The 24,789-nt window shown below is 28.6% G+C and carries 25 protein-coding genes, 1 tRNA gene and 1 other annotated feature; of the genes, 6 read left to right on the top strand and 20 right to left on the bottom strand.

The features are described 5' to 3' along the window. Both BN3265_RS03235 and BN3265_RS03230 read right to left on the bottom strand, forming a co-directional pair. Nucleotides 1-966 (bottom strand): ABC transporter permease, encoded by a 966-nt coding sequence (locus BN3265_RS03235; RefSeq protein ID WP_058990123.1) that lies wholly within the window; start codon nucleotides 964-966, stop codon nucleotides 1-3. A gap of 20 nt (nucleotides 967-986) precedes the next feature. Further along, complete coding sequence (locus BN3265_RS03230; protein ID WP_058990122.1) at nucleotides 987-2,102, bottom strand: ABC transporter substrate-binding protein; 1,116 nt, start codon at nucleotides 2,100-2,102, stop codon at nucleotides 987-989. 51 nt (nucleotides 2,103-2,153) lie between these two features. Then, nucleotides 2,154-2,374 (bottom strand) — a binding site (T-box leader). Between the two features lie 173 nt (nucleotides 2,375-2,547). Here BN3265_RS03230 and BN3265_RS03225 point away from each other — a divergent pair. After that, a complete protein-coding gene (locus tag BN3265_RS03225) occupies nucleotides 2,548-4,668 on the top strand; it encodes a metallophosphoesterase family protein (protein ID WP_058990121.1) in 2,121 nt (706 codons plus the stop codon). Nucleotides 4,669-4,717: 49 nt separating this feature from the next. Here BN3265_RS03225 and BN3265_RS03220 read toward each other — a convergent pair whose 3' ends face one another. From BN3265_RS03220 to BN3265_RS03185, 8 genes are all read right to left on the bottom strand, one after another. Next, nucleotides 4,718-5,308 (bottom strand): putative periplasmic lipoprotein, encoded by a 591-nt coding sequence (locus tag BN3265_RS03220; RefSeq protein ID WP_058990120.1) that lies wholly within the window; start codon nucleotides 5,306-5,308, stop codon nucleotides 4,718-4,720. A 50-nt stretch (nucleotides 5,309-5,358) separates the two neighbouring features. Further along, entirely contained in the window at nucleotides 5,359-6,135 is a 777-nt protein-coding gene (locus tag BN3265_RS03215) for an enoyl-CoA hydratase-related protein (protein WP_058990119.1), read from the bottom strand. A 154-nt stretch (nucleotides 6,136-6,289) separates the two neighbouring features. After that, the gene (locus BN3265_RS03210) at nucleotides 6,290-7,768 is read right to left on the bottom strand and encodes a DUF1846 domain-containing protein (protein ID WP_058990118.1); all 1,479 of its coding nucleotides are present in this window, start codon (nucleotides 7,766-7,768) and stop codon (nucleotides 6,290-6,292) included. A gap of 84 nt (nucleotides 7,769-7,852) precedes the next feature. Continuing rightward, a complete protein-coding gene (locus BN3265_RS03205) occupies nucleotides 7,853-9,001 on the bottom strand; it encodes an FAD:protein FMN transferase (RefSeq protein WP_245191088.1) in 1,149 nt (382 codons plus the stop codon). A gap of 2 nt (nucleotides 9,002-9,003) precedes the next feature. Beyond that, entirely contained in the window at nucleotides 9,004-9,474 is a 471-nt protein-coding gene (locus tag BN3265_RS03200; RefSeq protein WP_058990117.1) for a hypothetical protein, read from the bottom strand. Further along, the gene (glgB, locus tag BN3265_RS03195) at nucleotides 9,467-11,272 is read right to left on the bottom strand and encodes a 1,4-alpha-glucan branching protein GlgB (RefSeq protein ID WP_058990116.1); all 1,806 of its coding nucleotides are present in this window, start codon (nucleotides 11,270-11,272) and stop codon (nucleotides 9,467-9,469) included. Before glgB ends, BN3265_RS03200 begins: the two co-directional genes overlap by 8 nt. A gap of 1 nt (nucleotide 11,273) precedes the next feature. Next, nucleotides 11,274-11,888: a uridine kinase gene (gene udk, locus BN3265_RS03190; RefSeq protein WP_058990115.1), complete on the bottom strand. Its 615-nt coding sequence runs from the start codon at nucleotides 11,886-11,888 to the stop codon at nucleotides 11,274-11,276. 1 nt (nucleotide 11,889) lies between these two features. Then, complete coding sequence (locus BN3265_RS03185; protein ID WP_058990114.1) at nucleotides 11,890-12,834, bottom strand: NAD(P)-dependent oxidoreductase; 945 nt, start codon at nucleotides 12,832-12,834, stop codon at nucleotides 11,890-11,892. A gap of 89 nt (nucleotides 12,835-12,923) precedes the next feature. On the opposite strand from BN3265_RS03185, the gene BN3265_RS03180 reads away from it, so the two are divergent. Beyond that, on the top strand, nucleotides 12,924-13,322 hold the full coding sequence (locus BN3265_RS03180; RefSeq protein WP_058990113.1) for a VOC family protein: 399 nt from the start codon (nucleotides 12,924-12,926) through the stop codon (nucleotides 13,320-13,322). Between the two features lie 32 nt (nucleotides 13,323-13,354). On the opposite strand, the gene BN3265_RS03175 is transcribed toward BN3265_RS03180, so the two are convergent. The 5 genes from BN3265_RS03175 to BN3265_RS03155 all read right to left on the bottom strand — a co-directional run bounded on the left by BN3265_RS03175 (nucleotide 13,355) and on the right by BN3265_RS03155 (nucleotide 16,903). Then, on the bottom strand, nucleotides 13,355-13,837 hold the full coding sequence (locus BN3265_RS03175) for a nucleoside deaminase (RefSeq protein WP_058990112.1): 483 nt from the start codon (nucleotides 13,835-13,837) through the stop codon (nucleotides 13,355-13,357). A 74-nt stretch (nucleotides 13,838-13,911) separates the two neighbouring features. Beyond that, nucleotides 13,912-13,988 (bottom strand) — tRNA-Arg (locus tag BN3265_RS03170). 189 nt (nucleotides 13,989-14,177) lie between these two features. After that, nucleotides 14,178-15,404: a D-alanyl-D-alanine carboxypeptidase family protein gene (locus BN3265_RS03165; RefSeq protein WP_058990111.1), complete on the bottom strand. Its 1,227-nt coding sequence runs from the start codon at nucleotides 15,402-15,404 to the stop codon at nucleotides 14,178-14,180. A gap of 8 nt (nucleotides 15,405-15,412) precedes the next feature. Continuing rightward, nucleotides 15,413-16,246 carry an aminoglycoside 6-adenylyltransferase gene (locus BN3265_RS03160; RefSeq protein WP_058991285.1) on the bottom strand — a complete coding sequence of 278 codons (834 nt, stop codon included), beginning with the start codon at nucleotides 16,244-16,246 and terminating at the stop codon, nucleotides 15,413-15,415. A 75-nt stretch (nucleotides 16,247-16,321) separates the two neighbouring features. Further along, nucleotides 16,322-16,903, bottom strand: a complete 582-nt coding sequence (locus BN3265_RS03155; RefSeq protein WP_058990110.1) for an NUDIX hydrolase — start codon at nucleotides 16,901-16,903, stop codon at nucleotides 16,322-16,324. Between the two features lie 127 nt (nucleotides 16,904-17,030). Here BN3265_RS03155 and mscL point away from each other — a divergent pair, with 127 nt between their 5' ends. Then, the gene (gene mscL / locus BN3265_RS03150; protein WP_058990109.1) at nucleotides 17,031-17,438 is read left to right on the top strand and encodes a large conductance mechanosensitive channel protein MscL; all 408 of its coding nucleotides are present in this window, start codon (nucleotides 17,031-17,033) and stop codon (nucleotides 17,436-17,438) included. Between the two features lie 325 nt (nucleotides 17,439-17,763). Here mscL and topA read toward each other — a convergent pair whose 3' ends face one another. From topA to ylqF, 5 genes are read right to left on the bottom strand one after another with little or no spacing between them, the layout of a single operon-like run. Further along, entirely contained in the window at nucleotides 17,764-19,821 is a 2,058-nt protein-coding gene (gene topA, locus BN3265_RS03145) for a type I DNA topoisomerase (RefSeq protein ID WP_058990108.1), read from the bottom strand. Then, the gene (gene dprA / locus BN3265_RS03140) at nucleotides 19,822-20,901 is read right to left on the bottom strand and encodes a DNA-processing protein DprA (RefSeq protein WP_058990107.1); all 1,080 of its coding nucleotides are present in this window, start codon (nucleotides 20,899-20,901) and stop codon (nucleotides 19,822-19,824) included. Beyond that, a complete protein-coding gene (locus BN3265_RS03135) occupies nucleotides 20,902-21,258 on the bottom strand; it encodes a YraN family protein (protein ID WP_058990106.1) in 357 nt (118 codons plus the stop codon). Next, nucleotides 21,255-21,887 (bottom strand): ribonuclease HII, encoded by a 633-nt coding sequence (locus tag BN3265_RS03130; RefSeq protein ID WP_058990105.1) that lies wholly within the window; start codon nucleotides 21,885-21,887, stop codon nucleotides 21,255-21,257. Before BN3265_RS03130 ends, BN3265_RS03135 begins: the two co-directional genes overlap by 4 nt. Beyond that, a complete protein-coding gene (ylqF, locus tag BN3265_RS03125; protein ID WP_058990104.1) occupies nucleotides 21,874-22,710 on the bottom strand; it encodes a ribosome biogenesis GTPase YlqF in 837 nt (278 codons plus the stop codon). The genes BN3265_RS03130 and ylqF overlap by 14 nt, the downstream gene beginning before the upstream one ends. A gap of 244 nt (nucleotides 22,711-22,954) precedes the next feature. Between ylqF and BN3265_RS03120 the strand changes: the two genes are divergently transcribed. The 3 genes from BN3265_RS03120 (at nucleotide 22,955) to BN3265_RS03110 (ending at nucleotide 24,701) form a co-directional block, all read left to right on the top strand. Then, nucleotides 22,955-23,122: a helix-turn-helix domain-containing protein gene (locus tag BN3265_RS03120; RefSeq protein ID WP_280641762.1), complete on the top strand. Its 168-nt coding sequence runs from the start codon at nucleotides 22,955-22,957 to the stop codon at nucleotides 23,120-23,122. A 65-nt stretch (nucleotides 23,123-23,187) separates the two neighbouring features. Continuing rightward, a complete protein-coding gene (locus BN3265_RS03115; RefSeq protein WP_058991284.1) occupies nucleotides 23,188-23,841 on the top strand; it encodes a response regulator transcription factor in 654 nt (217 codons plus the stop codon). Continuing rightward, nucleotides 23,829-24,701, top strand: a complete 873-nt coding sequence (locus BN3265_RS03110; protein ID WP_058990102.1) for a sensor histidine kinase — start codon at nucleotides 23,829-23,831, stop codon at nucleotides 24,699-24,701. The genes BN3265_RS03115 and BN3265_RS03110 overlap by 13 nt, the downstream gene beginning before the upstream one ends. The last annotated feature ends 88 nt before the right edge of the window (nucleotides 24,702-24,789 follow it).

The raw sequence follows: 24,789 nt of genomic DNA, 5'->3' as shown, positions 1-24,789 counted from the left end.
CTACACTTCCTTTTGCCAACTTAAGGCCTTATTAGAAATCTTTTTTAAAATTACATTTACTATTATAAAGGTAAAGGCCAAAATAATTATTGCTCCATACATTGAAGAATAATCTGCCCATGAAGATTTCCAAGTTATATACCAACCAAGTCCAGATTCTACACCAAGCATTTCTGCAACGATTAGGGATGTACAAGCTGAGCTCATGGCTGAAATTAATCCTTGAAAAATATTTGGGCTTGCTGATGGAAGAGCAATTTTTCTTACCAATTCATTTTCACTTGCTCCCAAAGTTTTGGCAGCTTCATAATAGGATTTGTCTACATTTTTAATTCCTGTCATTGTTGCAAGAGTTGTTTGAAACCAAACTCCAAGTCCAATTATAAAAACAGCTCCCCCAAAAAGACTTGTTGCAAGAACCATAACTACAGGAATCCAAGTTGTTGTAGGAATTGGTCCAAACAATTTCAATAATGGATCAATCCAATAATCAACTTTTTTTGAATATCCTGCAAAAATTCCAGTAGTAATTCCTATAATTGATCCTATGAAATATCCTGTAAATAGTAATTTCAAACTTGCAAGAGTTGATTCAAGTAAAAATCCCTTATCAGCAATCATTGAATTCATAATCATATCAAGCCATGCAAAATATGGCAAAGGCAAAATCGCAAATTTCAAAGTTAAAAGATCAAAAATTATTAAAAGTGCAAAGACAAAGGCAAATAAGGGAGCCTTGTATGCCAAATTTTCGCTTAACTTTTCATTTTTAAATGAAATTATGAAAAATATCCCATAAAGGGCCAGTAAACTTATCAAAAAATATAAATATACTGGCGTAGCTAGCATTTCTTTGTCATAGTTTGGAAAATATAAATATTCTAAAATTGAAATAATCCCAAAAATTATTGGCAAAATTTTTCTAATAATTAGTTTTTTTCCATTATCATCTTTAATCTCTTCCATATTTTATCCTTTTTAAAATTTTATTTTTCATCATAGAAACTTCCCATTGGAAGCCAATATGATTTCATTAACTCATCGACACTTCTTTCGTCTTCAATTAGACCTATTTCTTTGTAATCTGTAAAAATTGATTTTAAAGTTTTTTCTGCAAGATCATTTTTTACAGAATAATCATAAGATTTTATAAGCTCAAGTCCTGCATCAAAGTCTCCACTTGCTAGGTTATTATCATATAATTTTTGAGTAGCTTCTTTCGGATTATTTTGCATATAAGAATTTGCTTCTTGGATAGAACTAGCAATCTTTTCAGCTATTAATGGATTTTCTTTTGCAAATTTTCCATTAAAGGCAAGGACACAGCAAACTTCTTTTCCAAAATCTTCATCGTGAGTCATAGATCTAATCGCTCTAATTTCTCCCTTATCAACAAATTTTTTAGCAAATTGATCATCCAAAACTGCAGAATCAATTTCTCCATCTTTCATTGCTTGGATAACTGCTGCATTATCAACTTGTTTGTAGCTAATCTTGTCAGGATCTACATTATCGTGGTTGAAAAATCTTAGAGCTGTATTGTGGTTTGAATTTCCGATTCCATTTGTAATTGCAAGATTTTTTCCTTCAAGCTCTTTTGTTTTTGTGATTTTGCTTTCATTTAAAACATAAAGTGACTTACATCCTGTGTGAGATGCTGAAGAAAATACTATATCAAGTCCTTTTGTAGCTGGAACAACCATAGCTGCAAATTCTCCAACCAAACCATCAAGTTTTCCACTTCCAAGAGCATCTTTTGGATTTTTTGTATTTACAAATTCAACTTCAATATCACGATCTTCAAAATATCCATTTAAATTTGCTATATTTGGTCCTCCCAAGCACAAGTCACCAGAATATCCTAATTTTATTTTGTCCTGGTATCTTGGTTCTTCTTTTATATCTTTTTTTGCATTTTCCTTTGCTATTTTTTGAACATCTTCAAATTTTTTATCTTTTTTACTTCTTTTATTTGAAAATGTGCTTTTGTTTTCGGATAAATTATTTGTTGAATTTTCTCCGGTATTTATTTGACTTTGGCATCCTGTAAATATAAGAGATCCAATTAATAACGCTCCAATAATTTTTGATTTGATTTTCATAAATCCTCCTAAATATTTTTATATAAAAAACAATAGAAAAAGCCCGTCCTAACAAAGGACGAGCTACCGTGATTCCACCTTTTTATTTTCACTAAATAATAAAAATCTCTCAGGGTCTATTAACCCTTATCTCTATAACGGGAGAAACCGCTGCAGCCTAATATCGGTGCAGAACTCAAAGATGCATTTCAATTTGTTTTAACTTGGTTAATCTCAGCAAATAACCTCTCTGTAAAGTATGACAAACCTACTCTTCTTTTCATTGCTTTTTTATACTACGAAACTATTATACAAATCCATAGTAATTTAGTCAAGATTGAATTTTAATTTTTTGAAAAATATTTTTAAAAATTCTACTTTTTATTTTAAAAATACACATTTAAAATATATTTTAATTCCTTATATAGGGTATATTTAAATTAAGAAGAAAAGGGAAGTGGAATTTATGAAAAATGAAAAAAATATAAAATTAAGCATTATCTCTGACACTCATATTTTGGCAAGGGAATTGATGGCTGATAATAAAGAATTTAATATGGCTATTAAATATGATAGAAAATTTTTAGTTGAAGGACAAGGACTTTTAAAAGAGGCTTTGAAACTTTCAAGTTTAAATGATAGCAAATATATAATAATTCCAGGCGATTTGACAAAAGATGGAGAAAAACTTTCTCATTTTGAAGCAAAAGAAATTTTACAAACTTGGATAGAAGAAGATCCTTCAAGAAGAATTTTTTTGATTCCAGGAAACCACGACATAAACAATAAGCAAGCTTTTGACTATAAAAATTTAAAAAATACAGATTGGATCGAGCCAAAAGAGTTTTTTGAAATTTATGATTTTTTATACAAGGATAAAGTTTTAGAATTTTATAAGGATGCAGAAATTTTTAAATCCTACATTGATTTTATTAATAAAAAATACAACAGAAATTTCAAAAATTCCTATTATGGACAAGGATATGGATCATATGTTGCAAGAATAAACACAAATTTAAAAGAAAAAAATTCCCTATCCTTAATCTTTCTTGATACTTCAATTTATTCTGCAGATTACGAACAAAATCACAAGGACGGCAAAAATAATGTTGTTGGTGCCCTTGATAAAAATTTAATAAAATGGGCAATAGAAAAAATAGATGAGGCCAAAAAAAGAGCTGACATGGTTTTTGTAATTTCTCACCATGCTTTTATACCAAATTTTAGAGACCAAAGACTGGTTTTGGGACCATTTATAATAAAAAATTGGAACGAAAAATATAAAGATAGTGATCCAAGAGTTAATGATAAACTTCCAATAGAAGTTTTGGCTGATATGGGAGTGAAATTTTTATTTACAGGTCACTTGCACGAAAATGGAACTGCAAAATATAAGTCAGCTTTGGGAAATGAAATATTTAATATTCAAACAGGTTCAACCGTGACCTATCCCCTCCCAATAAGACACCTAAATATTTTAGATGATGTAAAAGAATTCCAAGGCTTCTCTCTTGATTCAAAAACCCAACTAATAAAATCATTCACCTTTACAAATTTATCAGGTGAGACAATAAAAGTTGATAATTCAATAGCCTATGCCCTAAAAAATCAATTGTCCTTAAAGGATGTTTTGTTTAATTATGTTCATTCAATGGCAAAAAATCCGTTAATTGCTGAAATGGATATAAAAAATTTTGCACTTGAAAGGCTAAATTCAAATTTAAAAATAAGGCTTCCAGAAAATGGATATATAAATGAACTTTTAAAAATTTATAAAAATATCTTTCCTATTCACATAAAAAAATTAGGTTTTATAAATATTCTTGAAGCTGATGGGGAAGTTTTTATAAAAATTGATTCATACAAGTCTCATGCCTTAATTAAAGCAAAAAATTTGGAAGAATGTTTAGACGTCTTAATAAAACAATTTGAAGAAAAAATAATGACTACCGATAATATGATTTATTATTACGATAAAATCATGAAAAAAGGTCTTTCTATGAAAATTTCAAAAGATGGCCATACTATTTATGATTTTGCAAATTATATTTACCAATATAGGGCCCTTGATGAAAAAAGTACTCCTTCTTTTGTAGTAGAATTTATGGCAAAATTAAATAATCCACAATATTCAATCACAGATGAGTTTATAGATTATTGCCAAGAAGAAATAAATGAAATTTTTGAATTTTTAACAAAAAATATAAGATTTGAAATAGACGGATCAAAAGATGCCTTTTTTGACAAGCTAGTTTCCATAAAGGGATTATTTTTTAGAAGTCTAATAAGGTATTTAAAAAGAAAATCAAACACACTTTTTGATCTTTTGACCTTTATATCTAAATTTATTGTCAAAAAAAGAAGGGTTCAAGGAGTTGACCTTGCAAAATATATAGTAAATTATCATAAAGTGACAAGTATCAAACAAAATTTAGGTAAAAAAATGTTTGGCAGGGCAAACCTAAGATCATATATAATAGATTTGGTAAAATCAATCAATAATGAAGTTATAGAAACTTATGAAAATGAAGATTTAAACGAAAGAGATCACTATTTCTCTTATGTGGAATATGAAGATAAAAAATAAAAAGCTCTTGCAAAAAATTTTAACCATTAAATTTTTTGCAAGAGTTTTTTTAACTTGCTATTATAATTTCTTTTGCAAGAGAATCCTCAACATTTATAATAAATGCTAGCCCACTTCCCATGCATTTATTTACATAATCTAAAAATTCTTTTTGATTCATATACTCAGGTTCTGCAAGACCACTTCTTGCAAATAATTTTACATTCTCATCAAGTTTAAACTTGTATTCTCCTTGGTCAAAAACTGTATCTCCACTTCCTTCTTTCAAATTTTCATTATAATTTAAAACACCAGTGAAAACTAAGTATCCATCTTCAAATTTTACATCGTCAATATATCCAAATTTAGGATCTGCTTGAGACTTGTCAATTAAAACTGCTGAATAAGATCCAGTATCAGTTAAAATATTCAAATCATCTTTCTTATCTTCATTAGCCTTATTTTCAGTTTTTTCAGATGAAATTTTTTGAGTATTATTACTATCTAAAGAAGATTCATTAGCTGAAATATTTTCACTTGAAATATTTGAAATAATTGCTTCATTAGTATTTGAATCATTTTCTATAATTCTTGTAGATTTTTTTGAACATCCAGATAAAATAAGGGCCAAAAAAAGTAAATATATAAATTTATTTTTCATAATTTTTCCTTTTAAAAAAAGCCCAGATAAACTGGGCTAGTAAATTTCAATTAAAAATCAGATAAATCTGCTTTTCTTTTTTCTAGGAAGGCTGTCATTCCTTCTTTTTTGTCATGAGTTTCAAAAGTTGATGCGAAAGTATTTGCTTCTAATTGGATTCCTGTGTGAAGGTCAGATTCTAATCCAAGATTTATAACTTGTTTTGCAAGAGTTATAGCATATGATGCTTTTGAAATAATTTTTTCTGCCATTTTTGTACAATAATCAATTAATTCTTCTTTTTCAACAACATGATTAACAAGACCAATTCTGTAAGCTTCATCAGCTTTTATAGAATCTGTTGTAAAGATTAATTCTTTTGCAATTCCTTTTCCAACAAGTCTTGGGAGTCTTTGAGTTCCACCAAATCCTGGAATAATTCCAAGTCCAACTTCTGGTTGACCAAATAGAGCATTTTTAGAAGCTACTCTGATATCACAAGCCATAGAAATTTCACAACCACCACCAAGAGCAAAACCATTTACAGCTGCAATTGTAACTTGTGGCATTTCTTCAAGCATATTGAAAGTTTCATAAGCAAGCATGCTCATTGCTCTTCCTTCTTGAGGTGTAGCATTTACCATTTCAGAAATATCAGCACCAGCTACGAAAGATTTTTCTCCGCCACCTGTAAGAATTAAAACTTTTACATCTTTTCTTTGTCTTATATCTGAAAAAGTTTCATTCAATTCCTTCAAAGTTTCTGAATTTAAAGCATTTAAAGCTTTTGGTCTATCAATTGTTACATAAGCAATTTCATTTTTTACATCTACTTTTACGTTATTCATATTTTCTCCTTTAAGATTTTTTTAAAAACGCTTTCTATAAATTCATCTTATAACATTGATTAATTTTTGTCAAGCAAATATAGTAAATAAAATTATAAATTTATTTGAAATTTACAAAAATTTTGCAAATAAAAATCCCAATTTTGGGGATTTTTTAAATATTTAAATGCTCTTGTGATAAAACTGGGTCTTGAGTGAAATTAAAATGCATTTTTAATAGTGTTTTTTTGTCGCTTTCATCCAAAATTATTGTTGAGTGAGCGTCAAGTCCCTTTAATTTATTTAAATTTTCAAGAGCCAAGTGACTTACAGGATTTGTTGTTGCTGATATTGAAAGAGCAATCAATACATCATTTACAGATAAGGATTCGTCTCTTTCTTTTAATATATCTTCTTTTAGTTTTATTACAGGCTCTAGGATATGTGGAGATATTAATGGTATTTCATCATTTATTCCAGAAATTTCTTTCAAGGCATTTAAAATACATGCTGCAGGTGATGACATCAATTTTGATTTTTTTCCTGTAACAATTTTTCCTTTGCCAAGTTCGATTGCAAAAATTTCTGCATTTTTTTCTTTTTGTTTTTCTCTTGCTTTTTCTGCAACTTTCCTGTCGCTTTTTTCAAGATTTAAACCACTCATCAAAATTTCAATTTTTTCTACTGGCTTATAATCAGATTTTGCAAGTTTATAGTCAACAAGAGCGTTATAATATCTTCTTATTATTTCATTTTTACTAGCTTCTATAGTTTTTTCTTCGTCATCTATACAAAAACCAACCATATTTACTCCCATATCTGTTGGTGATTTGTAAGGGCAAGAGCCAGAAATTTTTTCAAACATTTGTTTTAAAATTGGAAAAGCTTCAACGTCCCTATTATAATTTACAGTTGTTTCTCCATAAGCTTCAAGATGATAAGGATCAATCATATTTACATCATTTAAATCTGCTGTTGCAGCTTCATAGGCAATATTTACCGGATGTTTTAAAGGAAGGTTCCAAACTGGAAAAGTTTCAAATTTTGCATAACCTGCGTTTACTCCTCTTTCATTTTCAAGATACATTTGTGAAAGACAAGTTGCAAGCTTTCCACTTCCTGGTCCCGGTCCAGTTAAAACTACTAAATCTCTTGTGGTTTCTATATAATCATTTTTCCCAAATCCATCCTTACTTATAATGTGAGGAATATTATTTGGATAGCCTTCAATATCATAGGTTCTATAATTTTTTATATTTAAGCTATCAAGATATTTTCCATATTTTATAGCTGATGGTTGGTTATCAAATTGAGTAATTACGACAGAATTTACAAAAAATCCCAAGTCCTCAAAAGAGTTTTTAAGTCTTATTACTTCGCTATCATAGCCTATATCAAGATCTGATCTTATTTTATTTGATTCAATATCATTTGCATTTATTACAATTACAATTTCTGTAATATCTTTTAATTTTTTTAACATTTGTAATTTAGAATCTGGCAAAAATCCTGGCAAAACTCTTGATGCGTGAGCATCATCAAATAATTTTCCACCAAATTCTAGGTACAATTTATCAAATTCTTTAATCCTCTCTTCAATTCTTTCCGATTGGATTTTTATATATTTATCGTTATTAAAAGCATTTTCTACCATTCTTACCTCCTAATATAGATAATATTATATACTAGTTGAAAAAAATTTTGAATATCTAAATAAAAAAAGATGCGATTTCGCATCTTAATTTTCTTCATCTATTTCATATTTGTCCCAATTGTCAGTTTTAAATGTATTGCCATCTTTATCAATCCAGTAAGCTTCTGCCTTAAATTTTTTAGCTAATTTTTTTCCTTCTTCTAAGTCTTTTATAAAAAGCGCTGTTGAAAGAGCATCTGCATCAGCAATATCATCGGTAATTACAGAAACTGATTTAAATTTTGTAGAAGGATAGTTTGTTGCAGGATCTATTATATGGTGATATCTTTTACCATTTAATTCAAAATATCTTTCATAGTCTCCGCTGGTTACAACTGAAGTATTTTTTACAGAAACTATAGAGGCGTATGGGTGATCTTCTGAAAGAGAAGGATCCTTTATTGCAATTTTAAAAAGTGCAGATTTTCTTGTTGGATTTTCTCCAATTATTGCAACATCTCCACCAACTGATAAAATTCCTGTTTTTAGGCCCTTTTCCATTAATTCTTTTTTGATAAGCTCTGTTGCATAGCCTTTTCCAATTCCACCAATATCAATTTGAACTTCCTTGTCATTGATGTAGGCTGTTTTGTTTTTTTCATCAATTTCTATGGCATCAATATTTTTATGCTTTGCAGCTTCTTCTAATTCCTTGTCGCTTGGAAGTTTTATTTTATCTTTGTCTTTTTCGTAAGCTTCTCTTAAATCTAGCCAGATTTTTAGAACCCTACCATAGGCTATATCAATATCCCCATCAGTTTTCTCGTACCATTTCTTTCCTTCTTTTAGTAGGTCTATTATTTTTTGATCAACCTTAACTTTTTCTTTTCCAGCATTTTCATTTATAGTGGTAAAATTATTTACATTTTCAAATTTATCATAATTATTGAAGAGTTTATGATATTCTGCCATTCTTTTATCAACTAAATCCTTGTACTTATTAAATTCTTCTTCGTTTTTACAATAAGCCGTAAAAGTTGTAATTGTGTCAAAATAATCATAAATTGTTACATCATATTTTTTTAGTCCCTCTTCATTTGAGATATTAGAACTATTAACATCTTCTTGGCTAAACTCACTTTTTATATTACTTTTTGCCTCAGGTTCTACTTTTTCAATTTTTTTATTACAAGATGAAAGTGCTAGACTTAATCCTAGCACTAAAACACTCAATTTTATTTTTTTATTTTTCAAAACTAATTCCTACTGTATAAATCTATTACTTCCATGTCTTTGTTTACTTTTATATTTTCTTCACTAGCCCAGTTTAAAAGGATAGCTCCAGCTATTTTTTCCCTAAATTCTTGAAGTTTATTTTCAAGTCCTAGCTCATAAATTAAATCCAAAAATTCTTCGTCAGCTGAGTATTCATTGTAATTTTCAAATAGCCTGTCCTTATCAACGCTATCCAAATAATCCATAAAAACTTCCCTAGCAAGTTTTTTATTTACAGCTTCACGACCAGGCATACAAACAAATTCATCCATATTATTTTCAATATCAATATAGGATTCCTCAATATCTTCATTGTCATTAATGTCATCATTAATTCTAACTAAATCTAAAGTGTCAAGATTTAGCCAAATATTTTTCAAATATGAATTATCCCAAATTGTCCATTTTTCTACCAACCAAGAAAGATTGATAGCTTCCTTATTCCTACTCATTTTTTATTATTTCAAAAACTACAGCCTCATATTCCCAAAGCTCCAGCTTAAGATCTTCCCCCTTACTAATTTTTATATTTTCTCTTTTATATTTATCTCCGCCATATTTTTCACCCAAATTATTTATTTTTTCAACAAAAATCAATTCTTCATCATAAAAAATAGGATAAGATTTTTTGTAAGTATTCGTCATATTTAATACTATCAAAAATCTTTGATCTTCTGCAAGTCTTTCATAGGCAAAAACAGAATTTTCATTATCATCAACTACCTTCCACAAAAATCCTTTTTCATCAAAATCATATTTATAAAAACTAGGATTTTCCTTGTAAAGATAATTTAAATCTCTTATAAAATTTCTGAAAGCTGAATGTATGGGAAATTTCAAAATATCCCAATTTAGAGATTTATTTTCATCCCATTCATCAAAAGTTGCAAATTCATTGCCCATAAAATTTAATTTCTTTCCAGGATGGGTCATTTGGTATGTGTTTAATAATTTCAACTGTTTAAACCTATCTTCATAAAAACCATTCATCTTGTTAATCATAGGTTTTTTTAAGTGAACTACCTCATCATGGCTTAATGGCAAGAGAAAATTTTCCCTATAAAAATAAAACATAGAAAAATTAATTTTTTCTTGGTACATATGCCTATTTATTGAATCAATTTCAAAATATTTGCAAGTATCATTCATCCAACCAAGATCCCACTTGTAATCAAAACCAAGACTATCTTTAGAATTTTTACAAGTTACAAATTCATAATCCGAAGAATCTTCAGCAATTTTCATAAAATTTGGATAATCTTTTGAAAGATCATGATTTAATTCTTTTAAAAATTTAATATTATTTTGATTTTCTCCCCTGTATTTATTTCCATCATAAAAAATCATATTAGAAACAGCATCAATTCTTATCCCATCAAAATGACATTTTTCAATCCAAAAATTGATTGCCGATTTCATAAAACTTCTCACATGACCCTTGGAATAATCAAAATTCAAACTGCCCCACTCTGAATATTGTAAATCTTTATAATCAGATTCATAAAGGCTGTGCCCATCAAAATATTTTAGGGCATAATAATCTTCTGCAAAATGAACTATTACAAAATCTAAAATCACTCCAATATCATTTTGGTGGCAAAGGTCTACAAATTTTTGCAAATCATTTATAGAGCCATACCTTGATGATAGAGCAAAAAATCCTGAAACTTGATAGCCCCAAGATGGATAATATGGGTGTTCTGTAATTGGCATAAGTTCAATATGGGTATAGCCCATATCCTTTACATAAGAAATTAATTTGTCAACTATATCCAAAAAATTTGGAGTAGAATTATACCTTAACCAGCTTCCAGGATGAATTTCATAAATATTTACAGGCTTATCCAAATTCTTTTCTCTTTTTTCCATCCATTTTTCATCCGAAAAATTATAGGAAGTATCGATGATTTTGGTAGCAAATTCTGGGGACTCATCAAAAAAATTTCCATAAGGATCAAACTTTTCAAACTTAATCCCATTTGATTCGATCACATATTTATAATAATCTCCAATTTTTGCTTTTATAAATTTATAAAAATATCCATATTTTTCATTTTTAAACATGGGAATATCTTTCCAATTTGAAAAATCTCCCTTTATATAAACCATATCAGCTCTTGGTGCGAAAAGCCTAAAAAGATAACCATCATCTTTTTTTATTGCCCCAAAAATTTTATGGCCTTCTTTGGAATTTCCATTTAAATAAGATTCAATTTCCTCATAATTTACATCAAATAATTTCACATCCATATCATTCCTCAATCAAATCTTCAATGTGTTTTATCAAAATTTCAATTCCTCTTGTGTTTTTTGCACCCCTTGGAATTATAATATCGGCGTATTTTTTGGTTGGTTCAACATATTTTTCATGCATAGGTTTAACTTGCTTTATATATTGGGTCAAAACAGATTCCAAACTTCTTGACCTTTCCTTGGTATCTCTTAAAATTCTTCTTTGAAGTCTTACATCGCTATCCGCATCAATAAATACACAAGTATCCAAAATATCCCTGATTCTTTTATCATACAAAACCAAAATCCCCTCAATTAAAATTATTTTTTTGGGAGATACATGGATAGTTTCTTTACTTCTGGTGTGAATATTATAATCATAAATTGGCATATCAATATCCTTACCAGATTTCAAATCCAAAAGATCTCTTATAAACATTTCATTATCAAAAGAATCCGGTCTATCATAATTTAATTTTTCCCTATCTTCAAATGGCAAATCATCATGAGCCTTATAATAATTATCGTGGCCGATAACATACAAATCCTTTGAAAAATAATTTTTGATATATTCAACTATTGTAGATTTTCCACTAGCAGATCCGCCTGCTATAGCTATAATTTTTGTATCCATTTTAATTAACTCTATTTACAATTTCACCATCAAGAAACTTATACAAGTTGTCAAAAACAATTTCACACCTTATATCCATAGCCTCTTTTGTAAAAAATCCAACATGATTTGTAAGAAGAACATTTTTTGCATTTCTTAAAGGATAGTCAGCATCAATCGGTGGTTCCATATCAAAAACATCAATTCCTGCCCTTAATTTATCCTCATTTAATAATTTTGCCAAATAATCATTGTCAACAATAGGACCCCTTGCACAATTTATTAAAATAGCCTTATCCTTCATAAAATCAAGCTCATTTTTGCCGATAAATCCAATAGTTTTTTCATTTTGAGGAAGGTGAATAGAAACAATATCAGAATTTTTCAAAAGCTCATCAAGGCTAACATATTTTGCCCCAAGATTTTTAACATTTTCCTTTTCATTTCGACTGTAAGCTAAAATATTTGCACCAAAAACCTTAAACAATTCAATAACTCTTGTACCAATTTTTCCAGTACCAATAATACCAACAGTTTTTCCCTTAATAATTTGACCAAGAAGATTAAAAGACTCATCTTCAAACATATTTTTTTTATTTTGATCAAATTTTCTCAAAAGAGAAATTGTAAGACCAATAACAAGCTCAGCCACAGAATCATCAGAATATCCACTGGCATTTTCAACTATAATATCTTTTTCATTACAAGCATCAATATCCACATGATTAAAACCAGTAAAAGCTACATCAATCAATTTTAAATTTGTATTATCTATAACTTTTTTTGAAAATTTATTATTAGTAATAATAGCAACATCACTGTTTTTTAATCTTTCAATTATTTCATCATCAGAAGCTGCACTTTTTTCAAAATACTCAAATTCATGGCCTAAAGCCTCAATTTTTTTCTTGTGATTTTCAATTATTTTATTATCAACAATTAAAGGATCAATCAAAGAAATTTTCATTTAAACCTCCAATTTTATTTTCTTTCATAATTTTTTATCTTGATATTATTATACTATTATGTTAAATTTAAATAAAGAAAGGAATTATTATGGCAGTTGGCATATCATTTAAAAATGGGAAATGTTTGGAAGCAATAAAATATTATTGCGATATTTTTGATCTTGATCCACCTGATAAATTAATCAAATATTCTGATTTTGAACAGTATAATTTTCCAGAAGAAGTAAGGGATAGGATTTACAATTCAAAATTAGAAATTTATGGAAATAATGTATATTTATTTGACACAACCGATGACAAGCATTGGATTAGTGGCAATAATGGAAGAATAGTAATAGAAACAAATAGCGAAAATTTATATAAGGCTTATTCAAAATTAGAAAAAGAATCAAAAGTTTTGATGCAACCTCAAAGAATTAATAAGAAATTATTTACAACTTTTATAGATAAGTACAATGTTTTTTGGCAAATTATTGCTACAGTTTAATTAAAAATTTATTTCAAAAAAAGATTCCTAACTTATAAGCTAAGAATCTTTTTTTCTTTCTTTTTTCTTTCTCTCAATTTTTTAAAAAAACTTTGTAAAATTTCTAGGCTTTCTTCTTCCATTAGTCCAAATTCTGCATCTAGGAAATGTAGTTGACTCCTATCTCCTGTAATATTTGTATTTGATCCGCATGCTCCTCTTTTTACATCGGCTAGGGCTATTACTAATCTTTTTATTCTAGAATTTATTATTGCTCCTGCGCACATGGAACATGGCTCCATTGTTACATACATAGTGCAATCTTCCAACCTAAAATCTCCTATATATTTACTAGCCTGATCTATTGCAAGAATTTCTGCATGTTTAAGAGCTGATTTTCCCTTGTAGGTATAGTTGTGGCTTCTGGCAATTATTTTTTCATCTTTTACTATCACACAGCCTATGGGAACTTCTTCTTCAAGCCTTGCAAGTTTTGCTTCGTTTATTGCTTCTCTCATATAAAAATAATCGTCCATATTTTCCTCTCATTTTTTATTTTAAAATATAAAAAAAGACTATTGCTAATTTATTTTGCAATAGCCTAATATTTTGGCGTCCTGAAGAGGATTCGAACCTCCGACACCCGCCTTAGGAGGGCGGTGCTCTATCCAGCTGAGCTACCAGGACCTACTCCAACATTATAGCAAAAATGACATAAAATGTAAAACTTTTTATAAGATTGTTGAAAAGTATTCAAATCTTCATGCGAAAAATATAATCGAAAAATAATTTGATCTGAAATTTAAAAATCAATAATTTTAAAATTTTGATATTTATGCTTGAAGATTTGTCTACCCTCCAAAAAAATAATAATTTCTATCTTGCTATTATACATTCTACCAAAAAATTGCAAGCATCTGTGATGGTTCTTTTTATTTTTGTAAAATTTGATGCTTTTTCTTGGTCTTTTTTGCTGATTAAATTTACTTGGTAAGATTTATCCTTATAACTTATGTAGGATTTTCCTAGAACATCGCCTTTTTTTATTGGTGCTTTTATATTTTTATTTATTTCTGTTTTTACACTTGGCATGTCCTTGTCTTTTGTTATAAATCCAACGTTTTTATCTGGATATAATTCTACATATCCCTCTTTTACTGAATTTACCTTTATTGAATCGCTTGGAAGATTTGTATCTGCTAATTTTTTGTAATTAAAATATCTTGATACATAATAAATTAAATCTACCATAGCTGAATCTCTAAATTCATTTTCTTCAGCACCCATTACAATTCCTATTGCTCTGAATTCATTTTTCGGATCAAATTTGTTCATGTCGATTGTTGTTGTAAGGCAATGACCTGCTTCTTCAGTTGTTCCTGTTTTTAATCCGTCCACACCCTTTACTTCATCTCTTAAAGGAATTGTTGATTTTTTGTGGATATTTTTTTCATTATTATCAATTCCATCAAGCTTTGTATATTCTAAAATATCCGGATATTTTTCAAGAATTATTCTTGTAAGTTCAAATAAGTCCTTGGCTGATGATGAATTTTGTGTGCCATCTTCTGTATTTATGCCTGATGCATTGTAATATTTTTGGCTTTTTAAATTTAATTCTTGGGCCTTTTTGTTCATTTCTTTTGCAAACTCATCTTCACTTCCTGAAATTTTACTTGCCAAAAGATTTGCACAATCATTACCACTTACAACCATAAGACCTGTTATTAATTCTTTTACTGTATAACTTTCTCCCTCTTTGATTCCCATTGAAGAATATTCGGGTCCAGTTAAACTTTCTGCCTCTTTTGTTCCCTTTACTTTTGTATCGTAGGAAATTTTTCCACTGTCAATAGCTTCTCTTGTAAGTAAGAAGGTCATAAGCTTACTCATGGAAGCAATTGGATAAGGCTTATCTGCATTTTTTTGATAAAAAATATCTCCACTTTCTTGATTTCCTATAAGATAGGCCTTAACATATTGGTCGGCTCCAACAATATTATCCCCTTCTTTTGCAACTGTATCATCTGCAAAAGATGTAAGAGGAGAAAATACAAATAAAAAAGCCAAGACAAATATGAAAAATCTACTATTTTTTTTCATCTATCCCCCTAAACTTGTAATGATTCCATTTTTTTGAAATTCTTTCTCAAAAGTTTCAATGTATATACATCGTCTTTTTTTGGATAAGAAAATTCAAATTTTTCAGCTAATTTCATACCAACTTTTCTAAATAATTGACAAGCTGCAAAAATCGAACTATAAAACTCCATAATATCACTAGACCTAAAAGTCAAAATCAATTCTTCCTTAAGATCAGCCTCCAAGGTATGGATAAAGTTTTTTCCACTTTCACCCGCATCCATTCCCTGGTTAAATTTATCAATTATATACCAATTAAGCGTTTTATAAAGCTCATCTCTCATAGCTTGCATCTTAAATCCAGCACTTATCATATCCCTTGACATTAAATTAAATGAAACATCCAAAGCCAGAGAGAAAAAGTTTTTTCCACATTCATCAAATTCAAATTCCCTAGGAAGTTTATAAACAAGATTAGCATTTTCTACTTCTTCTTTAAGATTTATCTCATCACAAACAAACTCAATATTTCCTGGGCAAAGTTTTATAAATTCACCCGCCCTATCTTCCACAAGAATATTTATGGAAATTTTTGTTGAATCATTGGTATAAATCTCAAATTTTGTAAATTGCTGATTTTTTTTATCAAATTCAAAAGAATCCTTTCTCTTGTTAATTATTGCATAATCATCAAAAACTTTTTCTAAGTCTTCTTTGATTTTTGAAATTATAATTTCAGAAAAAACAGCATAAACATTTGTAAAATATTCATTATTATTTTCTTCTTTTATGAAAAAAATCGCCTTGACCTTTTCATTTGATTTAGAATAATCTTTAAATTTTTCTATAATATAACTTTTCATAACCACATCTTTCTCTTAAACAAATATTAGTCTTATATACTAATTTTACCACAAATAGCAAATCTTTATAAGAAATTAATTCTCATAAGATTTCAAAAAGTCTTTCAAAACTTGTGCAGTCATTCCCCAAATTACTGGTTTAGTATCATAAAAATAAAAAGTGTGATACCTTTGCCAGAAATTATAATTTTTTCCATTTGGAATTTTTTCAAAAGGAAAATCATCTGGCAAATCCATATTTAGCTTGGCCCTATATTTTTCTGGAGGATTATTTTTTAAATAATCAATTGAAACTGTAAAAATAGAATCAACTTCCATATTATAAGAAATATTTTCAAAATCTTTGTTAATCCTTCCATAATATGCTTTTATAATCCTATTTGAAGAAGACAAAATCATAGAAGAATAACCCGAAAGTGAAATATCTTTTTCATCTAAATTCAACTCTTCCCTACATTCTCTTATAGCTGCCATTTCAAAATTTTCACCCTCATGAAGCCCTCCTCCAGGAAGAGAAACTTCCCCAGCTTGCGAAATCATTTTGCTTCTAACTTCAAACAAAATATGGTCTTTTCCATCAATATTTATTATAGGAATAAAAACTGCATATTTTGATAATTTTTTATAAAATTCATCATCAACTTGTAAATTTTTCATAAATATACTCCTGATATCTTTTCATATATACTCTATATAGTCATTATACTATTTTAAAAATATTTTCTATCATGGATATTTTCGGAATAGTTAGTATAATGAAAAAGAATAAAAAAAAGGAGTTATTATGTGGAAAGAATTTAAAGAATTTATATCAAAAGGAAATGTAATTGATCTTGCAATTGGTCTTATAATGGGGTCTGCTTTTACTGCAATTGTAAATGCAGTTGTAGATGGAATTTTAATGCCAATTATTTCAGGCCTTACAGCAGGAGTTGATTACGAAGATTTAGCAGTTAATTTTTTTGGAGCAAAATTACAAATAGGTAGCGTTATTAATGCAGTTATAACATTTTTAATTATTGCCCTATTCTTATTTTTAATTGTTAAAGCTTTAAATAAAGCAAAAAAAGAAGAAGTTGTAGAAGAAACAACAAAAATTTGTCCTCATTGCAAAAGTGAAATAGACATAGAAGCAACAAGATGTCCTCACTGTACATCAAAACTTGAAGGATTTTCTGAAGAAATTAAATAATTTTCAAAAAAATAAAGCAGGCCTAAAAGCCTGCTCAGAGCGTAGACAAAGTCAGTTTAATGACTCATTAATGATTTAAAAATAAAATTACGCTAAAACCCATCTCGACTAGATAAATATGCCTTGATTTGGCATATTTATCCCTAAAACTAAATGCGAAAGCACGAAAAAGTTTGTGTAACAAATAAGTTTTAGTGTGAGTGAAACGAACGCATGGAGAGATCTCATGAGATTTCTCGACTCACTACGTTCGCTCGAAATGGGTGAAAATTTAGTTTTTCTACAATCAGAGCAGGCTTAAAGCCTGCTTTTTCTATACAAAATTTTATCTTCTTTTTTCCTTTACATAATCACAAGAATTGCATTTTATTTCATCTGTCGACCTATTTTTTTTGTGAACTAAAAGGTCTCCGCATTCTGGACATTTTTCTCCTGTTGGTGGATCCCATGTTGCGTAATCACATTTTGGAAAATTTGAACAACCGTAAAATCTTTTGCCTCTTTTTGAAACTTTTTCTATAATTTCTCCATCTTCACATTCTGGACATTTTACCCCAGTTGTTTTTATTATTGATTTTGTAAAATCACAATCTGGGAAATTTGTACATCCAATAAATTTTCCATTTCTTCCGTGTTTTTCTGCAAGAGGATGGCCACATTTTGGACATTTTTCATCCAAAATTTTATCTTTTACCTTATAATCTGTTGTATCTTTTGAAACTTGTTTTAAATCTTTTTCAAATCCCTTATAAAAAGATTTTAAAACATCCTTCCAATAAACTTCATCTTGGGCGATTTTATCTAGCTCATCTTCCATTTTCGCTGTAAATTCTACATTTATTATATCGTCAAAACTTTCTTGTAAAAAATCATTTACTCTTATTCCAAGTTTTGTCGGAATAATTTTTCTTTGTTCTAATTCAACGTAGTTTCTTGAAATGATTGAAGCTATTGTTGATGAATAGGTTGATGGTCTTCCTATTCCATATTCTTCCAAAGTTTTTACAAGACTTGCTTCTGTATAATTTGCTGGTGGTTTTGTAAAATGTTGGTCTTTTTTGATATCAATAGCTTTTATAATATCTCCTTTTTTTAAATCTGGAAGTATATTTTCATTTTCTTTTGCATTTGAAACTTTCATAAATCCATCAAACAAGGTTATTTTTCCATTTGTTTTAAAAATCACCCCGTTTGTGTCAAAAGAAATGGATGTTGACAAATATTCATAATCTGTCATCTGACTTGCTACAACCCTTGTCCAAATTAATTTATAAAGTTTATATTGTTGGTCAGTTAAATATTCTTTTACGCTAATTGGATCATTATAAATTGATGTTGGTCTAATTGCTTCGTGGGCATCTTGGCTAGTTTTTGATTTTTTGGAATATGATTTTCCTTTTGAAGCGTATTTTTCTCCAAATTTTTCCTTTATATATGATAAACTTTCTCCAATAATTTCATTTGAAAGTCTTGTCGCATCAGTTCTCATATAGGTAATAAGACCTACTCTTCCCTTTTGACCAAGATCAATTCCTTCAAACAATTGTTGGGCAAGTGCCATGGTGTATTTGGTTGAAAATCCTAGTTTATTTGAAGCATCTTGTTGGAGGGTTGAAGTTGTGTAAGGCTTTTGAGCCTTTCTTTTCTTTTTTGTTTTTTGAATATCAATAACTTCAAACTTATCCTTATCAATCCTATTTAGGATTTTTTCTGCCCCATTTTCATTTGAAATTTTCATTTTTTTGGATTTTGATCCATAAAATTCTGATTCAAATTCAATTTTATTTTCCTTGTGTTTGGCAGTAATTGTCCAATATTCTTCAGGTACAAAAGAATCAATTTCTCTTTGCTTATCAACAATTAATTTTAAAGCAACTGATTGGACCCTTCCTGCAGAAAGTCCCGACTTTACTCTTTTCCACAAAATCGGTGAAATTTCATAACCTACAATCCTATCCATAACCCTTCTTGCTTGTTGGCTATCAACCAAATTTTGGTCAATTTTTCTTGGATTTTTGATAGCATTTTTCACATTATTTTTTGTTATTTCGTGAAATTCTACCCTGTTTAATTCATTTTCATCAAGACCCAAAAGATATTGCAAATGCCAACTTATAGCTTCACCTTCCCTATCAGGGTCTGTTGCAAGAAAAACTTTATCTACACTTTCAGCTTCTTTTTTTAAGGCATTTATAGTTTTTGCCTTTCCACGAACTTTTATATATTTTGGTTCAAAATTATTTTCTATATCCACTCCAAGTTTTGACTTTGGCAAATCCCTAAGATGACCATAGGTTGCTCTTACCTTATAATTTGATCCCAACATCCTAGTGATTGACTTAGCCTTGGTTGGAGATTCTACTATTACTAAATTTTTTGCCATTTAATCCCCTTTACACACATACTCATTGTTTCCCATATTTTCTATATAATCATTTAATTCCAAAAATATCAAAATATAATTTACATCCTCAATCGACATTGATAGATTTTGCGAAATCTCATCTGCATTTGAAGATGGCTTGTCGATTATATACTTTACTACATTTGCCGCATCTTTATCAAGTCCATCAAGATTAATTTTGTTTTTCTTATTATTTATATTTTTAAAATCTTCAATTTCATCTATTATATCACTTGCATCCATTACAAGTTTGGATCCTTCTTGAATTAGTTTATTGCATCCTTTTGAATAAATCGAATTTATATTTCCTGGAAGACAAAACACTTCCCTTCCCTGTTCAAGGGCAAAATTTGTTGTAATCATAGTTCCAGATTTTTCTTTTGCTTCAATAACACAAACTCCCTTGCTAAGTCCTGATATTATCCTATTTCTTCTTGGAAAATTGTAGGCATTTGGCGGAGTTTCTAAGGGAAATTCTGAAATAATTACTCCCTTTTCTTGGATTTTTTCATACAAATATTTATTTGCCTTGGGATAAATTATATCAAGACCTGAACCTATTACCCCAATTGTTTTTATATTATTTTCAAGGCTAACCTTATGGCTAATTGCATCAATTCCATAGGCAAGTCCTGAAACCGTCCTTATATTTGTATCCTTAAAACCTTCAACAATTTTTTTGCATGCCCATTTTCCATAGTCGGTGCATTTTCTTGCCCCCACAAAAGCTATGGCGTTTTTATCTTCTTTTTCCAAATTTCCCTTGTAATAAAAAAGAGATGGCCTATCTTCTATGTAGGATAAATTAATCGGATAATTTTCGTCATAAATTGTACAAATTTTATAAGAATCTTTAAAAACTTTTTCCCTATAGGTTTTAAAATTTTCTAAATTCTTAGAAGAAAATATCTTTTCCTTATTTATCTTAGATAAATTTTCAAAAATTTTCCTATCAAGGTCAAAAAAATTATCCAGATCAAGATTTTCACAAAAATCCAAAATTATTTTGTTGGATAAGTTTATAAAATTAAAATATAATAATAAGTCTTTTTTGTCCATCTAATCACCAAAAGCGTTTTTTATGTAATGAATTATCTTTTCTTCAAGATAAACTTCGCACACATCAAAAGAAATCAAAAAATCGCCCAAATCTTTTTCCATTATATAGGATTGGGCTGTTTTTTTAATTCTTTCTTGTTTATAATAATCAACATCCAAACTTGCAGGTTTAAATTCGTCATTTTTTCTTGTTTTAACTTCCACAAAGGTCAAAATATCATCCTTTATACAAATAATATCAATTTCTCCGTAAGATTTTAGGAAATTTCTCTCTAAAATTTGATAGCCTTTTTTCTCTAAATATCTTTTTGCTATATCCTCCCCAAAATCTCCTATTGATCTTCTTTTACTTTTCATAAAAAAGACAGCTGCCTTTCATGAAATTTTCTTAGAAAAGTTTTTCTATGAATTGGACATTCCCCAAATTTTTCAAGGCCTTCATAGTGTTTTTTTGTACCATATCCTGCATTTGTTTCAAAAGAATAATATGGATAAATTTTTGAAAAATTTTCCATAATTTTATCCCTCCTAACCTTAGCAAGAATTGATGCACAAGAAATTGCATATTCATATAAATCGCCTTTTACTATATTTAATTGCTTAATATTTGTATCAATTCTTTCAGCATCAATCAAAACAATTTGAGGTTTTTTTTCAAGGCCTTCAAGAGCATTTTTCATAGCAAGCCTTGTCGCCTCTTTTATATTTATTTTATCAATAAGGATATTATTTGCATAACCAAAAGAAAAAGAAATTGAATCATCTATGATTTTTTGGTAGAGTTCTTTCATTTTCTTTTTGGATAATTTTTTGGAATCTGTGACTCCTTCGATATGAGAATCTTTTTTCATAATAACTGCACAAGCAACAACAGGTCCTGCCAAAGGACCCCTTCCAACTTCATCTATTCCTGCAATTAAATCATATTTTTCGTGTATTTGATTTTTTATTTGGTCGTTAAATTCAGAATACCTAGGCTTTTTCAATTGTTATCCTTCCTAATTTCCCACTTCTAAAATCGTTAAAAATTAAATTTGCACACCTTGTATAATCAACTTCGCCTTTTCTAATAATTGCCCCTCTTTTTATTCCAATTTCTCCATAAATTTCAAGAGCAGACTTATCAGAGTCTATCTTATACCTTTCTTCTAAATTTTTTGGATAAGATTCTTTCATAAATTCAATAAATTTAAGGCATAATTCCTCAATATTTAAAATTTCATCTTTGATTGCATTGGTAAAAGATAGGTTAAGACCTGAATCTCCTTCAAGTTTTGGCCACAAAACACCAGGAGTGTCCAAAAGTAAAATATTTTCATTTGTTTTTATCCATTGTTTTTGTTGAGTAACTCCAGGCCTATTTCCAACCCTGGCACCCTTTCTTTTGGCAATATTATTAATAAAAGTAGACTTTCCAGAATTTGGAACACCAACAACCATCATCCTAATATTTTCATTTTCAATACTTTTTTCTTCGTTTTTCTTAAATTTGTCAGACAAAATTTCTTTTGCAATATTATAAATTTCTTTTGTATTAATTTTTTCTTTAGAATTCATTTTTATAGCTTTAACCCCATCAGCTGCAAATTTTTTTATCCATTTTTCATTTTCAACAGGGTCTGATAGGTCAGTTTTATTCATTATAATAATCCTATCTTTTTTTTCAGTAATTTCTGAAATCAAAGGATTTCTAGATGATTTTGGAATTCTTGCATCTATTACTTCTAAAACTATATCAACAAGTTTTAATGAATTTATAATTTCTTCTTTGGTCTTTTTCATATGACCCGGATACCAATTTATATTCATATATCCTCCTAATCTTTATTTTATATTTTATCACAAATATTTGTGAATTTATAAAATAAAACACCTTTTATATCTTAATTAAAATTTATTTCATTTATAAAAATTACGCAAAATCTCCAAAGCAAGATATTTATAAAGATTAAATCTTAAATATGATATAATGTTATAGAAAAACTGTTGAAAATATAAGAATAAATCTAGGTAAATTATATGATTTTCCTATGATAAATTATGAAAAAAATTAATAGATGAAAAGATGAATAAACTAGATTTACAAAAAGCTATAAACACAACTCCTCATACCATAGCTAAAATGGGACGAGATGAGAACGTGAGTATGGAAATACTTGGCAGGATATGTAGGTATTTTAAATGTGATATATCTGATGTATTGGAGTATAGAGATGAGTGAAAACTTACATAAGAATTCGATACTATATTCGTAATTATGGAATCTAATTAATGACGGTAGAAACTATGAAAAAGATATTAATAATTGAAGATGATAAAAATTTAAATAAAGGACTTTCCATAGCCTTGAATAAAGATTATGAAGTTTTTTCTGTAAACACAATTAGTGAAGCTAAAAATTTTATTGATGATGCGGATTTGATATTACTTGATATGAATTTGCCAGATGGAGACGGTCTTGAAATAATAAAATACACTAGAGAAACTTCATCAATTCCTATTATAGTTTTATCAGCCATAGATCTTGAAGCATATATCATTTCAGCCATAAATTTAGGTGCAGATGATTATTTAACCAAGCCTTTTTCTTTAGGAATCCTAGAAGCAAAGATAAAAAGAGCTTTTGAAAAAATAGTTTCTAGTGATTTAAATCTTTATAAGAAAGATGGTCTAGACTTTAATTTCAATGAAAATACTTTCTATGTAGACAATAAAAATATAGATCTCACAAGGACAGAGACAAAAATTTTATACTACCTGATAAAAAATAAGTCTCAAGTTATTACTAAGGAATTACTATTTGATTTTGTTTGGGGAATAGATGATGAATTTATTGATCAAAATACACTGAGTGTCAACATTTCTAGAATAAGAAATAAATTAAAGCCCTATGACCCAATAGAAACAGTCTTTGGAGTTGGATATAAATGGAATTTTTAATAGGTCTTTTAGTTCTTATAATTGGAATTATTTTATACAAATATATTGTCTTGAGAAATGAAATGCGTGAACTTTCAGACTATATTGATAAGGCTTTGGATGGGAATTTAGAAATTACAGAATTTGATGAAAAGGAATTGTCTAAAATAAAATCAAAACTCATCAAATTTTTATATGCAAGCCAAGTAAAAGAAGCTAAGATAAATACAGAAAAAAATAAAACAAAAGATTTAATAGCAGATATATCACACCAAACCAAGACACCCATTACCAACCTTTCTTTATACATTAGTCTTTTAGAAGATGATCCCAAAGAAGAGTATCTTGAAATTATAAAGTATGAGCTTAATAAACTAGAATTTTTAATACAAAACCTAGTAAAATCTTCTAGGCTCGAATCTGATATTATTTCCTTACAAAAACATCAAGCAAATTTAAAAGACATAGTAGAAGATGTTTTGAGAGAATTTAAAGTAATATTGGATGAAAAATGTATAATCATAAATTTAAAAGACGAAGACTTAATTTTCAATTTGGACGAAATATGGCTTAAAGAAGCTATCCACAATCTTTTAGATAATGCTATAAAATACTCTCCCAATGGTTCTACTATTAATATTTCAGTTTATAAATCTTACCTAAATTACAATTTAGACATAGAAAATGAGTGCAAAGACCTATCAGAAGAAACTCTGCCAAAGATATTTGAAAGATTTTATAGAGGTGCAAATTCCGTTTCAAAAGATGGTTTGGGTTTAGGCCTATTTATAGCCAGAGAAATTATAGAAAAACATAGTGGAAATATAAGAGCATCTTTGGAGGAAAATAGAATAAAATTTTCAGTAGACTTCCCCTTGTGAGAAGTCTTTTTTCTTACAAAACTGTAAGAAGTCTTGTAAGCACTTTGTAAGATGTGAATGTTATATTAAATATAAAGAGGTGATAGAT

Source organism: Anaerococcus rubeinfantis (genome assembly GCF_001487145.1).
In the GTDB taxonomy this organism is placed as follows: Bacteria; Bacillota; Clostridia; order Tissierellales; family Peptoniphilaceae; genus Anaerococcus; species Anaerococcus rubeinfantis.
This window is presented reverse-complemented; position numbering and strand designations above follow the sequence as displayed.